A 15,060-nucleotide genomic window follows, 5' to 3' on the forward strand; every position below is an offset into this window, starting at 1 on the left:
CGGTTGGGATACCCCCATCCAATCCAAGGCAGACAAAGTCCGAATCATCGCCCGGGCGGGCGCTGGTTCAGCCATTGCGTCGCAAGTCTTGCGGAACCGCGGTCCTCCAACGGCCGTTGTCCTTCGGGCTGGCGTCGTCCTTTGTCATCCGGTTTTTAGGCCGGGCATGGAAATGGGAGCGACCCCGATGACCACTGACCGTATCCGCGATTTCCTCGCAACTCGACGTCCCGAAGGCCCTTGCCTCGTCGTCGATCTCGATATCGTGCGCGACAATTACCGCGCCTTCGAGAAGGCTTTGCCAGACAGCTCCATCTATTACGCCGTCAAGGCCAATCCTGCGCCTGAGATCCTGAAGCTCTTGGCGAACATGGGCTCCAATTTCGATTGCGCCTCCGTGGCCGAGATCGAGATGGCTCTGGACGCAGGTGCAACCGCGCGCCGCATCTCCTTCGGCAACACGATTAAGAAGGAACGCGACGTTGCGCGCGCCCACGGGCTCGGAGTCGATCTCTTTGCCGTCGACAGCCACGAGGAAGTCGAGAAGATCGCCCGTGCCGCCCCCGGCGCACGCGTGTTCTGCCGCGTCCTGACGGATGGCGAAGGCGCCGAGTGGCCGCTGTCGCGCAAGTTCGGCTGCGTGCCGCAGATGGCCGTAGACGTGCTCGTCTATGCCCACCAGCTCGGCCTCGTTTCCTATGGCGTCTCGTTCCATGTCGGTTCGCAGATGACCAAGCTCGACGCATGGGATGCAGCATTGTCCGACGCGCGCCGTGTCTTCGAAAAGCTCGCCCAGCAGGGTATCGAGCTCAAGATGGTCAATATGGGCGGTGGTTTCCCGACGAAGTACCTGAAGGACGTTCCGACGGCCGAAGCTTACGGCCAGGCGATCTTCGGTGCGTTACGCAAGCACTTCGGCAACAACCTGCCGGAAACGATCATCGAACCAGGCCGCGGCATGGTCGGCAATGCCGGCGTGATCAAGGCTGAAGTCGTGCTCGTCTCCAAGAAGGCTGATACGGATCAGCTTCGCTGGGTCTTCCTCGACATCGGCAAATTCGGCGGTCTCGCCGAGACGATGGACGAGGCGATCCGCTACCCGATCCGCACGGCCCGCGACGCGGACGTCATGGAAAACTGCGTGATCGCCGGCCCGACCTGCGATAGCGCCGACGTGCTTTACGAAAAGGCACCTTATCCGCTGCCCGTCTCCCTGACGATCGGCGACGAGGTCCTGATCGAGGGCACCGGGGCCTACACGACGACCTATGCGTCCGTGGCCTTCAACGGCTTCGAACCGCTCCGATCCTACGTCATCTGACCGCCGGGGGCTGGGTCCAGCCCTCGACAGGTCTGCCACTGGCTGCGGCGTTCACCCGAGGTGGACGCGCGGCTGCGTGCTCTTCATTCGTTTGAAAGTCATGCCGATGACCACGCTTTTCCACCGGATTGACACTGCAAAGGCCGGCCTTGGCGCCGAGGACCTGATCACCATTCGCGCCGAAGCCGCCTATGAAATCGACGAGCGCAACGCGTTGCTTGCCCGCGCCATGGCGCCGGACTGGCGCACGAAGACTTCGGAGAAGCTACGCCACGGTCGGTTGCCCGCCGCTGGACTCGCCTTCGTCGCGAAGAACCGTGCCGGCCATGTTCTTGGCACCGTGCGGCTTTGGGATATCGATGCCGGCATCGACCGTGAAGGACGTGCCGTGCCCGCGCTTTTGCTCGGCCCGCTTGCCGTCGATCCGGCCGCGAAGGCGGCGGGCATCGGCACCGGACTGATGCTGCGCGCAATCGAAAAGGCACGTCGCTATGGCCACGGGGCAGTCCTGCTCGTTGGCGACGCGCCCTATTACGAGCGCTTCGGCTTCACGAGCGAAAAGACGGCGACGCTGATGCTGCCTGGCCCGTTCGAGCGCCAGCGGTTTCTCGCGCTGGAACTGAAGCCCGGTCATTTGGACGGCGCCGCTGGCTTCGTCAGCGCTTCGGGCCGCAAGGCCTGACGACTTCTTAGAAGCTGGTGATGAGAGAAGGGCCGTATCCTTCCAGAGCGTTTCGAGGTGAAGTGGATACCGGTTCACCGTTCGGAAACGGGACAGGTTAGGGTGCGGCCCTTTCGTTTTGGCGCCTCAGGCCGCGTTCATCAGGTCCCGCACGGCGGCAAGATCCTCTGCGAACAGGCGACGCTCACGGGCTGCGGTTTCCTTGTCCGGGATGCGCAGCAGGAACGACGGGTGCACCGTGACGAACACGCGCAAACCGCTCTCGGTCGTCACGATCTGCCGCCGGTTCTTCGTCACCGGCATCGTCTTGCCTGACAGAGCGGTCAGTGCCGTTGCGCCGAGCGCCACGGTGAGCTTCGGCTGGATCAGCGTCAGTTCCTGGTCGAGCCACCAGCGGCAGGCCTGCACTTCGCCTGCATTGGGCTTGGAATGGATGCGCCGCTTGCCGCGCGGCTCGAACTTGAAGTGCTTCACCGCGTTGGTGACGTAGACGCGCTGGCGATCTATGCCGACCTCTTCCAGCGTCGCATTGAACATCTGCCCGGCCGGCCCGACGAAGGGTTTCCCAGCCAGATCCTCCTGGTCGCCCGGCTGTTCGCCGACAAAGACGACATCCGCATCGCGCGGACCTTCGCCAAACACGGTCTGCGTCGCTTCCTTGTAGAGCGGGCAGCGCCTGCAGCCCTCGGCCTGTTTCTCCAGCGCATCGAGCGTTTCGGCAATCTCTTCGTCGGCCATGCCGATCACCTTCTTCGGCTCCCAGTACTGTTCCTGGATGCGGGCGTGGTGGGGCGCGGAAAGGGAGGGCGCGCGCGCGATCATCTCTTCCGCTGCCTTGCCGGCGCCGGCGATCATGCCGGGAATGAGCGGCGCCTCGGGCAGGTTCCGCCAGTATTTCTTCGGCATCTCGGCCTGCATGGCCTTCACCTTCAACCGGGCGGGATTGAAGATCGACGTGAAATAGGTGCGCCAGAGATCCTCGGCCGCATCGTCCGCCGGTGCATCCTCCTTGCTGGCGCCGGGCATCACCGTGATGTCCGTGCCGTCCCAGGAGATCGAGCGCCAAGGCGTCAGGATCGTCCATTTCATGCCGGTGAACCGCGCGCGAAAGAAGCCCGCTTCACGCTCAGTGATATAATGCTCGGGTTCGAACCAGGCCACGAACCATTCCTCGCCGGCCACATCGATCTTCCGGAAGCGCACGAAGGCATGCATCTTGTGGGCATCGCGCCGGATCGATTTCTCCATCCGTTCAAGCCGCTGGATATCGGGATCGGACGCGATGCGGAGCAGGTTTTTCTCCTGCGAGACCCTCAGGAGAAGCCGGTACATGAAGGAAAATCGATCCGGATCGCGGTGATGGATCACCTGTTCCAGACGCTTGACCACCTCGCGTGGCACGGTGAATTCCGCACCGGTCGGCGGCTCCGGCAGAAGCGGCGAGGCATCTTCGAAAAGGTCTTCCGTCGTCTGGCCGACCACGCTGAACCGGATGTCGCCAGGCTCGACGCCGGCCAGCGCCAGTTGCCGCGCCGCGTGGCGCCACCCATCGAAATCCGTCTGATCGGCGAGCGTGACGGCAAACATCGCTAGAACAACGACAGCTGCGCCGGTTGCGGCGTCATTCGGGCCTTGAGCGAGGGACTATCCGTCAGCCCGCCCGGTTGCCAATCGAGGGCGGTGATGAACGGCCGTACCTTGTTCATCGATTGGCAGAGCCGGCCGACGTCCTCCAGCCGCAATGTTCGATAGCGTCGCACCTGCAGGATCTTTGCCACCGCCTTTGTACCGAGGCCCGGAACGCGCAGAAGCGATTCCCGATCGCCCCGGTTAACGTCGACCGGAAACCGCTGGCGATTGGAAAGCGCCCAGGCGAGCTTGGGGTCGACCGCGAGATCGAGCATCCCGTCGCTCTGGCCCGCCAGAATCTCGTTTTGCTCGAAGCCATAGAAGCGCATCAGCCAGTCGGCCTGGTAGAGCCGATGTTCGCGCATCAGCGGCGGCTGGATGAGCGGCAGCGAGGATTTGGAATCCGGTATCGGGCTGAAGGCGGAGTAGTAGACGCGCTTCAGATGATAGCTGGAATAGAGCCGGGCGCTCGTCTTGAGAATCGTGTCGTCATTGGCGGGGTCGGCGCCAATGATCATCTGCGTCGACTGCCCACCCGGCGCGAAACGCTCCTTCTTCTTGGTGCGCAGCGTCGGCTCGGACTTCTCCTCGATCTTCATCCGCAGATTGCCCATTGCCTTGCGGATTTCAGCCGGACGCTTCTCCGGCGCAAGGCGCGAGACGCCGTCATCGGTCGGCAATTCGACATTGATCGAGAGCCGGTCGGCAAAGCGGCCCGCTTCCTCGAGCAGCAGCGGGTCGCAATCAGGAATGGTCTTCAAATGAATGTAGCCGGCAAAGCGGTGTGTCACCCGAAGCTGCCGTGCCACTTCGACCAATTGCATCATCGTTTCGTCCGGCGAGCGGATGATCCCGGAGGAGAGAAACAGCCCCTCGATGTAATTCCGCTTATAGAAATCGAGCGTCAGGTCGACGACTTCCTGCACCGTGAAGCGGGCGCGCCGCACATTCGATGACGACCGGTTGATGCAATAGGCGCAATCATAGACGCAGAAATTCGTCAGCAGGATTTTCAGAAGTGAGATGCATCTCCCATCCGGCGCATAGGAGTGGCAGATGCCGGACCCTGTGGTCGACCCTATGCCGCCCGAAGTGAGCGAGTTGCGCTTGGTCGAACCGGAAGAGGCGCAAGAAGCGTCGTATTTTGCGGCATCCGAAAGGATCGCCAGTTTTTCCATCGTCGAAAGCTGAGCCATGCGTTCATGCTATGTTCGCAAGCACGCCGCGTCTATGTCTTTTATTGTACAGATGGAGGGGCATTTGGGAGTGATGCCGATCACCCCTCGGCCTGAGGCTATCGAAAGACGAGGGCGTGGCACAATCTTGGAAACCTCGTCCTTCGACAGGCTCAGGATGAGGCAGAGTTGGCGCTGTATGCGAAAGGAATGTCGAACTTGGTGTCGCGGTTAGGCGGAAATATCCACGACACCGCAATCGCCCGCCTCGGAACCGAAGAGGAGCTGGTGGCCGTCGCGGCTCCAGTCGAGCGTGGAGAGAGCGCCCTTGCCGGGGCGGCGAAGAAGCACTTCCTTGCCGTCTTCCATGCGCGCGGCGAGAATCATGCCGTCATTGAAGCCGATTGCGACGATGTCCTGGCTCGGATGGCAGGCGACGACCGTAACGAGCGCATCGCCCCGCGTGCCGAGTTCCAGCGGCGGCTTGCCCATCGGGCCGTCCTTGCCGACGAAGGGCCAGACGATCGCCGCCGGCGCACCGGATGAAGCGAGCCATTTTCCCTTGGCGCTCCACGACAGAGACTTCACCTTGGCCGGATAGCCGGACATCCGCATGTCGTGCAGGTCGGACATGCGCCACCCATGCAGCGCCTGTTCCTGCATCGTCGTGACGAGGTACTTGCCGTCGGGTGAGTAGGTGATGCCCGTATGGCTGCCCTTCCACTCGAGTTCGGCAGGCTTCGAATCCATGCCGGCCCAGATGAGCGTGACGCCGTTGTAGCGCGCCAGCGCCACTCGCAGTCCCTTGGGCGCAAAGGCAATGCCTTCGACGGTCCGCTCGCAGGCGATCTCCTTGAGCGTGCCGTCGGCCAGCCGGACATAGGCGGTGCGTCCGGACGAAAAGCCGACGACGCCCTGCGGACCGGGCGCGATCTGCCCGATCCATTTGCGGCCGATCTCGGCAAGCGTCTCGACGTCGCCCGAGGCGGAGATGCGCTGCACCTTCCCGTCTTCACCCCCCGTCAGAAGCGACTTGCCGTCGCCGGACAGGGTGGCCACCAGAAGCCCGTCATGGGCTTCCACCGACTTGTGGCCATGATCGAGCCGATGGACGGTGCCGTCCGCCATGGCGAAGACAGGAATTCCGGCGACGAAGCGCGCGGCGACGCAATACCCGTCGAGGTCGAGAGGAGCGACTGTCGGCATGCGATCAGGCAGCCTGGCAGGCGAGGAACGTGCGTTCCAGCTTTTCACGGTCCAGTTCGCGACCGATGAAGACGAGGCGGCTTTCCCGCTTTTCGCCCTCTTTCCAGGCCCGCTGGTGATCGCCTTCGATCAGCATGTGGATGCCCTGGATGACATAGCGGTCCTCGTCGCCCTCGAAGGCGATGATGCCCTTGAGGCGCAAAATGTTCGGCCCGTCCATCTGGGTGATCTTCTCGATCCATGGGAAGAACTTCTTGGGATCCATGGAGCCGGCGCGCAGCGAAACGGACTGAACCGTCGCATCGTGGATGTCCGACGCCTCGCCATGGTGGTGATCGTGACCATGATGGTCATGTCCGTGATGGTCATGCCCATGGTGATCATGATCGTGGTGGGCATGGTCGTGGTCGCAGTCCGGGCCGCAGAGGTGATCATGTTCGTGATCATGGTCCTGCTGGTCGAGGAAGTGCGGGTCGTTCTCAAGCGCGCGCTGCAGATCGAACGCGCCCCGATTGAGCACATGGGCGATGTCGATCTTGGCGCGCTCGGCGCGGTGAATGCGTGCCGACGGATTGATGGCGCGCACAGTCGCCTCGATCTTGCGCAGTTCAGTCTCGTCGACGAGGTCGGTCTTGTTGAGGATGACGACGTCGGCGAACGCGATCTGGTCTTCCGCTTCCCGCGAATCCTTCAGGCGCAGCGGCAGGTGCTTGGCGTCGACGAGTGCGACGACGGCGTCGAGCTGAGTCTTGGAGCGCACGTCCTCGTCCATGAAGAACGTCTGGGCGACCGGGGCCGGGTCGGCCAGGCCGGTCGTTTCCACAATGATCGCGTCGAAGCGACCGGGACGGCGCATCAGGCCTTCCACGACACGGATCAGGTCGCCGCGCACGGTGCAGCAGACGCAACCATTGTTCATCTCGTAAATCTCTTCGTCGCTCTCGACGATGAGGTCGTTGTCGATGCCGATCTCGCCGAACTCGTTGACGATGACGGCGTATTTTTGACCATGGTTCTCGGACAGGATGCGGTTGAGAAGCGTGGTCTTGCCTGCCCCGAGATAGCCCGTCAGCACCGTGACGGGGATCGGCTTGGCGGCAGTGGAGGTGGCAGGGTTCGAGACGGATTGCGTCGCAGCGTCGCTCATGGCGGGAACCTTTCATTCGTTGACCGGGATATAGGCCTTCGACGCGGGCTCTGCCAAGGGTACCCGGACGGAAGTGCTGCTTGCCCACCTTTCCTTTCCATCTCCGCCGTCTATCTCCCGATCGTCTGAACAAGGAGTACGACGACTTGCCGGAATTGGTGGCGACGAGAGAGACCGGGCTGAAGCGCCTGGCGGAGTTCGTTGACGGAGCCGGCGAACCATACGCCCGCGATCGCAATACCGATTTCGGCGATCCCGCACGCAATACCGTCTCCATGCTCTCCCCTTATATCCGGCACCGGCTGGTCTCGGAGGAAGAGATCATTGCAGCCGTACTCGAGCGGCATTCGCCGCATGCCGCCGAAAAATTCATCCAGGAAGTCTACTGGCGCACCTATTTCAAGGGCTGGCTGGAACAGCGCCCGCAAGTCTGGCGCGACTATGAAAAATCCCGCGACCAGGCGTTTGCCGCGCTCGAGACCAACCGGGGCCTGACGAAGGCTTATGGAGAAGCTGTCGCGGGCAGCACCGGGATCGATGCTTTCGATGCCTTCGCGCGCGAGTTGGTGGAGACGGGCTACCTCCACAACCACGCCCGCATGTGGTTTGCATCGATCTGGATCTTCACGCTGCGGCTGCCGTGGGAACTCGGTGCCGATTTCTTCATGCGCCATCTGATGGACGGTGATCCAGCCTCGAACACGCTCTCCTGGCGCTGGGTCGCCGGCTTACACACACGCGGCAAGAATTATCTGGCCACGCGCGAAAATATCAGGCGATACACCGATGGCCGGTTCGATCCGAAGGGACTCAACGAACAGGCCCCGCCGCTCGATGGACCGGAGCCCCCAAAGCCATCGAAGCTTCCGGAGGGCGAACGCCCCGCCGCCATACCGAGCGTTCTTGTCATCCATGACGATGATTGCCTCGCCCCGCCGGTAGGAGATCTGCCGAGCAAGATCGTCGAAATCATCGCAATCGATGCATCGGCCGGGCGGTCGCGCGGGGAAAAGGGTGTCCATGCAGCAGCCTTCACCCGGAACGCTCTCGCCGATGCCGTCGCTCTGCATGGGGCTGGAAACACCGCTGCCGTCGAGAATGAAATCGACCCTGTTCTTGCTCGTATCGAACGGGCGGGCGTGAAACAGGTTATTGCCCTGCACGCACCTGTCGGGCCAGCCAATGATGTCCTGAATCGCTTGGAGAGCGAACTTCGGCGGCTCGAGATCAGCCTCGTCCGCGCGATCCGCACGTATGACCGGGACGCCTGGCCGCACGCCACGAAGGGGTTCTTCGCGATGAAGAAGGCCATCCCCGATCTGCTCGCGCTGATGGTCGAGCGCAGCGCTTGATCCTCAGGTGAGGCGGGCGACGTCGAAACGGTGCACGTCTTCCAGAAGCTCGATGAACTGGGCTGCCGCGTGGTCGATGATCCGCTGGCCGGCCGCAGCATCGGCGCTCGCGGCATCGCCGACGACGCCCTGGCTGTTCAGGTCGCTCGCCTTCCAGCCAAAGGCATGCGGGCCGTAGGCACGCAGGTGTCGCATCGTGTCGACGAGCTCGCGCTGGAAGGAGGGAAAGTTTTCCGCGCGCTCCATGACGACGCTTTCCGGCTTCAAGGCCAGGATCATCGAAGTCTCGACCAATCCACCATGGATATCGAAGGACTTTTCGGCGGGCGAGATCACACCTTCCGGCAGGACAAAGCGTGTCCAACTCGTCGCCACCGCGAGCATGTTGAAGCGCACGCGGGCTTCCGTCGCGATCACTGTCATCAGCGGTGCGTTGCCGCCATGGGCATTGAGCATCACGAATTTGCGGATGCCTGCATCGTTGAGGTCGGCGGCGATGCCGAGCCAGCGCTCGATGGCCTCCTGGTATCCGAGCGTACGCGTGCCCGCCATGTCCATGTGCTCGATAGAATAACCGACCGGCTCGACGGGAAGCATGGTGACCGGAAGTTCGTCGGGCAAAAGGGCGACCACGCGCCGAGCAAGGCCGTCTGCAATGATCGTGTCGGTCTCGAACGGCAGATGCGGGCCGTGTTGCTCGTGCGCCCCGAGCGGCAGCACTGCGACCCAGTCGGCCCGGTCTGCAGGGCCCGTCGTTCGGCCCTCGACGTCGCGCATGTCGGCGCTCAGGAAGCGTTCGGGAATGGCCCCAGGAATGCCCACAGGAATGCCCATTGTCTCGCCTTCGCGCCTTGATAACATAAGCCGGCAAAAGAATGCCTGCTCGCTTGCCCTGCAATAAAGGGCCAAAGGGAGAGGATGCAAGCGGCTGAGGGGAGATCGCTGGAGATGGCGAAGAAGGACAAGCCTGAAAAGGGCAAGAAGAAGCGCGACCAGGAGGCAGTGGCCGATGGCACCCTGTCGAGCACATTGATCCAGACGGCACGCGCCATGCGCACCTTGCTCGCCCGCGATCTCGTCGACCATGGTCTCTATGCCGGCCAGGAAATGGTGATCCTGTCGCTGGCAGAAGCCGACGGCAAATCGCCCGGCGTCATCGCCGCGGAACTCGGCGTGCGGGCACCGACCATCACCAAGACGGTCAACCGGCTGATGGCTCAAGGATTTGTGGAAAAGCGCGGAAATGGAAGCGACGGTCGCCGCACGGAAATCGCCTTGACCACGCGGGGCCACGAGACGCTGGCGTCGATCAAGCATGCCACGGCGAGCGTCGAACAGGCTCTTTTGTCAGGGTTGAGCGGCAAGGAGACCCGCCAATTGGCAAGGCTTCTGAAGAAACTGGAGGAGAACCTATCCGAGAACTCTGCTTTGGAGTCTTGAACGCCGAGGTGGTGCAACGCCATTGTCGACACGCTTTCAATCTGTTTATTTAAATCCTTTAAAACTGTTCGCAGGGGTGGAGACCGGTTGGCCCAGAAGATCAAACTCTCGACGATCGCGGAATCGCTGGGCGTATCGACGGCAACCGTATCACTCGCCTTGCGCGACAGCCCCTTGGTGGCCGACACGACGCGAGAAAAGATCAAGGATCAGGCGCGCGCGCTGGGCTACATCTACAATCGCCGGGCGGCGAGCCTGCGCACATCGCGCTCCGGTATCATCGGCGTCGTCGTCCACGACATCATGAACCCGTTCTATGCGGAAATCCTGCGCGCCATCGAAAGCGAGCTCGATCGCAACCGTCAGACATTTATCCTGTCCAACCACTACGACTCGGTCGAAAAGCAGCGCACGTTTCTGGAAACGCTGCTGCAGCTCGGCAGCGACGGCGTGATCATGTCGCCCGCGATCGGAACCCCGCGCGACGATCTGCTGCTCGCCGAAAACAACGGCATGCCGACGATCCTCATCGCTCGCTCGGTGCCCGATATCAACGTGCCGACGTTCCGCGGCGATGATGCCTACGGGATCGCTCTCGCCACCAACCATCTCATCGGCCTTGGCCACCGCGTGATCGCCATGATCGGCGGCACCGACCAGACGTCGACCGGACGTGATCGCTACCAGGGCTATGTCGATGCGCTGAAAAAGGCGGGCATCGAGGTCGACCCCCAACTGCGCATCCCAGGTCCGCGCACGAAGCAGGGCGGCTTCGAAGCAGCGGTCAACTTTCTGTCCATGGCGCAGAAGCCGACGGCCGCCGTTTGCTGGAACGATCTCGTCGCCATCGGCCTGATGAACGGCATCCAGCGCGCCGGTCTGGTTCCGGGGCGCGATATCTCGGTGACGGGCTACGACGATCTCGAGGAGGCATCGATCGCGACGCCGGCGCTGACGACCGTCTGGAACGGCCAGTCCGAGGTCGGCCGCATGGCGGCGCGCGCACTGCTCGACAAGCTCGCCGGCAGCCATGCCGAAGATTATCTCCACCTGATCAAGCCAGAGATGCGCATCCGGCAATCGACGGCTCCTCTCCACCCACGTTGACATTAGACAAGAAGGAACCTGGTCCATGACACGGTCCGCCCATCGCATCCTCGTGCCCTCGCACATGCTCGATCACCTGAAGGCGCGCGTTTCCGAGCGGTTCGATGTCGTCTATGCCGACAAGCTCGATGGGATCTCGGACGAAGAAGCGGCAAGCCTCGACGGTTTCGCAGGCTGGGGCCGGATCGACCGCAAACTGATCGACCGGATGACGAATTTGAAGATCATCGCATCCTATGGCGTCGGCTACGACACGATCGATGCCGCCTATGCCGCGGAAAAGGGGATCGTCGTCACCCACACGCCGGACGTGCTGTCCGAAGAGGTTGCCGACGTGACGATCGGGCTCCTCATCAACACGCTGCGCGAACTGCCGCGCGCGGAAGCATATCTCCGCGAAGGTCGCTGGGCGAAGGAGGGCGCGTTTCACCTTTCGCCGCTCACTCTGCGCGGCCGCCATGTCGGCATCTACGGCCTCGGACGTATCGGTCTCGAAATCGCCAAGCGGCTCGAAGGCTTCGGTGTCGAGATCAGCTATCACGCCCGCTCGCAAAAGACGGGTGTGCGCTACGGCTACGCACCGACGCTGAAGGTCCTGGCCGAAGCCGTCGACACGCTGGTGATCGCGGTGCCCGGCGGGCCGGAAACGGAAAAGTCCGTGGATGCGGAGATTTTGAAGGCGCTCGGCGAAAAGGGCGTCGTCATCAATATCGGCCGCGGCTCGGTGATCGATGAGGATGCGTTGATCGCGGCGCTTCAAAACAAGACGATCGCTGCCGCCGGCCTCGACGTCTTCGCACATGAGCCGAAGGTGCCGGACGCCTTGCTGCAGCTGCCGAACGTGTCGGCCCTGCCGCACATCGCTTCGGGCTCGGTCGCGACGCGCAACGCCATGGCCGATCTCGTCGCCGACAATCTGATTGCCTGGTTCGATGAAAACAGAGCGCTTACGCCGGTGCCGGAGTGCGCCGACATCGCTGCCCGTGCGTCAGGGAAAAGCGCCTAAAGCGTTTCCAGGTGAAGTGGCAACCGGTTCACCGTTCGGAAACGCGACAAAACGACTATGCCGAGGCCTTGAGCCGGGGCGTGCCGGAAAGCCGCGCGCGCACCGCTTCCCCGAAGGCACGGAAGATCGCGCCGGAAGGTTGGTCCGTGCGGAACCAGTACTCCGGATGCCACTGCACGCCGACCGCGAACGCCTTTGCATCAATGACCGATACGGCCTCGATCGTGCCGTCGTCGGCGACTGCCTCGACGGTCAGTCGGGGCGCCAGTGCGCTGATCGCCTGCCGGTGCAGCGAATTGACGGAAACGGCACCGGCACCGACGATGTCGGCAAGGCATGAGCCTTCCTTCACCTGCACCGGGTGGCGCACAGCGAAAGCCTCGTCCGCAATGTCCGTCACCGGCTTGCGATGGTCCATGCGCTCCGGCAGCGTTTGAATTTCGGTGGCCAGCGTGCCGCCGAGCGCGACGTTGAGTTCCTGGATGCCCCGGCAGATCGCGAGCAGCGGCAGGCCGCGCTCGATGGCACCACGGATGAGCGCCAAGCTGACCGTGTCGCGCGCCGGATCGAAGGGGCCGTGCTCAGGCGTTTCCTTCTCGCCATAGAGGCTCGGATGAACATTGGTGCGCGAGCCGGTGATCAGAACGCCATCGACGCGATCGAGCACGGCGTCCACATCGATCAGCGCATCGAGCGCGGGCACGATGAGCGGGATCACGCCGGCGCCTTCTGCCGCCGCCGAGATGTACTGGTTCGGCGAAGCATGCCAGTCATAGCCTTCGAAATGGCGGTTATCGGCCGGCACGGCAACGATGGGCATCATGATGCTGATATGACTCGCTGAAAATTCGGATGATCGACGATTGGCGCGAATTTTTCTTTGGCGCAAGAGCCTTGTCCGGGCAAGCATAACGGGTACAACGAAAGCCACGCGCGCAAGGCCAGTTCGGCCGTTTTTGAATTCGGAGAAGACATGGAACGGCGCCGGTTCATCCAGATTGCAGCGCTGACGGGCGGCGTCGGCCTTGCCGCCCCGGCGATTGCGCAGACGCAGCCGCCTGTGCGCTGGCGCTGTGCATCCGGGTTCCCGGCAACGCTCGAAACGCTTTTCGGCGCCGCCCAGATGTTGGCCGATGCGGTTGCCGAAGCCACGGGCGGTCGTTTCGAAATCACCGTCGAAGAAGCCGGTTCACCGGCGCTCGAGCAACTGGATGCCCTCTCGGCTGGTTCGGTGGAGATGCTCCATACCGCGCCGCATTATTTCTCCGAGCGCGACACGGCCTTCGCCTTCGGCTCCGGTTTGCCCTTCGGCCTCAACCAACGCCTGACCAATGCATGGCTGCTCGAAGGCGGCGGGCTGGATATCTTCAATGCCTATCTCGGTGCAACGTCCATCGTGGCGTATCCAGCCGGCAACACCGGTGCGCAGATGGGCGGTTGGTTCAATCGCGAGATCAATGCGCTGGACGACCTCGCGGGCATCCGCTTCCGAATCGGCGGTTTCGGCCGGCGCATCGTCCAGGACATTGGCGTCATTCCGCAGGATACACCGCCGGAAGGACTGGTCGCGGCGTTCGAAGCCAATGAGATCGATGCCGCGGAATTTGCCGGTCCCGCCGAGGATACCGTGCTCGGCCTGCCGCGCGTGGCGCGCTATCTCTATTACCCGGGATGGTGGGAGGGCGGCGTTGCGCTCATGGCGATGATGAACCTCGATGCATTCAATGCCCTGCCAGCCGAATACCAGACGGCCCTTCGCCACGCTTCCGCAATGGTCAACACGCGGGTGATGGCCCGCTACGACATCATCAACCCGCCGGCGCTTGCAGCGCTCGAAAATGCCGGCACGATCGTCAGGCCCTACAGCAACGACATCATGGACGCCTGTTTCTCCGCGTCCGAACAGGCGTACCGCACGTTTTCGCGCGAGAACGAAGCCTTTGCGGAACTCTGGGAGAGCTATTCCGCCTATCGCCGCACCGCCTATTCATGGATGCGGCGATCGGATTACGCGTTCGACACCTACATGATGATCCTCGACCGCGGCGGCCGCCTCTGATGGCCGATAACGATCTGTCCGCTTCGTCGCGTCTGCAGGCCGCGCGCCTGTTCGACCTCTCCGGCCGCGTCGCCATCGTCACCGGCGGGACGAGCGGGCTCGGTCGCGACATCGCGGCAGCGTTTCTTGCCAACGGCGCGAGGGTGCTGGTGGCCGGCCGGCATGCAGCCGAGGTGGACAGCGCAACCTGCGCGCTTGGCGCCTGCGGAAGCGTGCTCGAAGTTGTTGGCGCGGACATCACGCACGCGGATGACGTCGCAGCCATATTTGACCGCTGCGGAGCCCGCTTCGGCCCGGCCACGATTCTCGTTAACGCCGCCGGGATCGGCTTGCGCAAACCGGCGCTGGAGACGGCGTCGTCGGACTGGACGGATATCGCAGCCATCAACACGCAGGCGACCTTCGCGGTGAGCCAGGAGGCCGCGCGTCGCATGATCGATGCCGGCACCGGCGGTTCGATCATCGGCCTGTCGAGCTTCCTTGCCGACAAGGCGGTGCGCAACACGGTCGCCTATGCAGCGTCCAAGGCAGCGCTCGAGCAGATGACCCGTTGCCTCGCGCTGGAATGGGCGCGTCACCGAATCCGCGTCAATGCGATAGCGCCCGGGTGGTTTCCCACACCCATGACGGAGCCGTTTCTCGGCGGCCGTGCCGGTGCCGTGCTCGCTGAAACGAATCCCATGCGGCGGCTCGGGCAGAACACGGATCTCGCCGGAGCGGCGCTCCTCCTTGCATCCGATGCCGGCAGCTACATCACCGGAACGACGATCACGGTCGATGGGGGCCAATCCCTCGCTTGAAAATTGTTGCTTGTCGCAGCGGTGTTGCATCCCGTTTCTGTCGGGTGCCGATCGCGTCACGACAGGAAGTTGCACCGCTGCAACGCACAATCGAAAGCGTTTGACCCCCGGCCTTCTAGCTTCACAATGCGGGACC

The 15,060-nt window shown here is 62.9% G+C and carries 14 protein-coding genes; 8 read left to right on the forward strand and 6 right to left on the reverse strand.

The window, feature by feature from the left end:
• The first annotated feature begins 187 nt into the window (after window positions 1-187).
• Window positions 188-1,321, forward strand: a complete 1,134-nt coding sequence (gene odc2, locus GC125_RS05050; protein ID WP_151984323.1) for an ornithine/lysine decarboxylase — start codon at window positions 188-190, stop codon at window positions 1,319-1,321.
• Between the two features lie 106 nt (window positions 1,322-1,427).
• The gene (locus tag GC125_RS05055) at window positions 1,428-2,003 is read left to right on the forward strand and encodes a GNAT family N-acetyltransferase (protein WP_151984324.1); all 576 of its coding nucleotides are present in this window, start codon (window positions 1,428-1,430) and stop codon (window positions 2,001-2,003) included.
• A 126-nt stretch (window positions 2,004-2,129) separates the two neighbouring features.
• Here the strand turns inward: GC125_RS05055 and GC125_RS05060 are convergent, their stop codons facing one another.
• The 4 genes from GC125_RS05060 to GC125_RS05075 form a co-directional block, all read right to left on the reverse strand.
• Window positions 2,130-3,590, reverse strand: coding sequence for a UdgX family uracil-DNA binding protein (locus GC125_RS05060; protein WP_151984325.1), 1,461 nt, complete (start codon window positions 3,588-3,590; stop codon window positions 2,130-2,132).
• Window positions 3,591-3,592: 2 nt separating this feature from the next.
• Window positions 3,593-4,828 (reverse strand): putative DNA modification/repair radical SAM protein, encoded by a 1,236-nt coding sequence (locus GC125_RS05065; protein ID WP_151984326.1) that lies wholly within the window; start codon window positions 4,826-4,828, stop codon window positions 3,593-3,595.
• A gap of 210 nt (window positions 4,829-5,038) precedes the next feature.
• Window positions 5,039-6,013: a WD40 repeat domain-containing protein gene (locus tag GC125_RS05070; protein ID WP_151984327.1), complete on the reverse strand. Its 975-nt coding sequence runs from the start codon at window positions 6,011-6,013 to the stop codon at window positions 5,039-5,041.
• A 4-nt stretch (window positions 6,014-6,017) separates the two neighbouring features.
• Complete coding sequence (locus GC125_RS05075) at window positions 6,018-7,160, reverse strand: CobW family GTP-binding protein (protein ID WP_151984328.1); 1,143 nt, start codon at window positions 7,158-7,160, stop codon at window positions 6,018-6,020.
• Between the two features lie 80 nt (window positions 7,161-7,240).
• On the opposite strand from GC125_RS05075, the gene GC125_RS05080 reads away from it, so the two are divergent.
• Complete coding sequence (locus tag GC125_RS05080) at window positions 7,241-8,512, forward strand: FAD-binding domain-containing protein (protein ID WP_286165371.1); 1,272 nt, start codon at window positions 7,241-7,243, stop codon at window positions 8,510-8,512.
• Window positions 8,513-8,515: 3 nt separating this feature from the next.
• Here GC125_RS05080 and GC125_RS05085 read toward each other — a convergent pair whose 3' ends face one another.
• Window positions 8,516-9,289 carry a creatininase family protein gene (locus GC125_RS05085; RefSeq protein WP_151987578.1) on the reverse strand — a complete coding sequence of 258 codons (774 nt, stop codon included), beginning with the start codon at window positions 9,287-9,289 and terminating at the stop codon, window positions 8,516-8,518.
• A 171-nt stretch (window positions 9,290-9,460) separates the two neighbouring features.
• On the opposite strand from GC125_RS05085, the gene GC125_RS05090 reads away from it, so the two are divergent.
• The 3 genes from GC125_RS05090 to GC125_RS05100 all read left to right on the forward strand — a co-directional run bounded on the left by GC125_RS05090 (window position 9,461) and on the right by GC125_RS05100 (window position 12,065).
• The gene (locus GC125_RS05090; RefSeq protein ID WP_151984329.1) at window positions 9,461-9,952 is read left to right on the forward strand and encodes a MarR family winged helix-turn-helix transcriptional regulator; all 492 of its coding nucleotides are present in this window, start codon (window positions 9,461-9,463) and stop codon (window positions 9,950-9,952) included.
• 87 nt (window positions 9,953-10,039) lie between these two features.
• Window positions 10,040-11,059, forward strand: coding sequence for a LacI family DNA-binding transcriptional regulator (locus GC125_RS05095; RefSeq protein ID WP_151984330.1), 1,020 nt, complete (start codon window positions 10,040-10,042; stop codon window positions 11,057-11,059).
• A 25-nt stretch (window positions 11,060-11,084) separates the two neighbouring features.
• Window positions 11,085-12,065 (forward strand): 2-hydroxyacid dehydrogenase, encoded by a 981-nt coding sequence (locus GC125_RS05100; protein ID WP_151984331.1) that lies wholly within the window; start codon window positions 11,085-11,087, stop codon window positions 12,063-12,065.
• A 55-nt stretch (window positions 12,066-12,120) separates the two neighbouring features.
• Here the strand turns inward: GC125_RS05100 and GC125_RS05105 are convergent, their stop codons facing one another.
• Window positions 12,121-12,891: a gamma-glutamyl-gamma-aminobutyrate hydrolase family protein gene (locus GC125_RS05105; protein ID WP_151987580.1), complete on the reverse strand. Its 771-nt coding sequence runs from the start codon at window positions 12,889-12,891 to the stop codon at window positions 12,121-12,123.
• Window positions 12,892-13,038: 147 nt separating this feature from the next.
• Between GC125_RS05105 and GC125_RS05110 the strand changes: the two genes are divergently transcribed.
• Window positions 13,039-14,124 carry a TRAP transporter substrate-binding protein gene (locus tag GC125_RS05110; protein WP_151984332.1) on the forward strand — a complete coding sequence of 362 codons (1,086 nt, stop codon included), beginning with the start codon at window positions 13,039-13,041 and terminating at the stop codon, window positions 14,122-14,124.
• On the forward strand, window positions 14,124-14,924 hold the full coding sequence (locus GC125_RS05115; protein WP_199864452.1) for an SDR family NAD(P)-dependent oxidoreductase: 801 nt from the start codon (window positions 14,124-14,126) through the stop codon (window positions 14,922-14,924). The genes GC125_RS05110 and GC125_RS05115 overlap by 1 nt, the downstream gene beginning before the upstream one ends.
• Window positions 14,925-15,060 lie beyond the last annotated feature (136 nt).

Origin of the sequence: Rhizobium sp. EC-SD404 (assembly GCF_902498825.1) — a bacterium.
Taxonomy (GTDB): Bacteria; Pseudomonadota; Alphaproteobacteria; order Rhizobiales; family Rhizobiaceae; genus Georhizobium.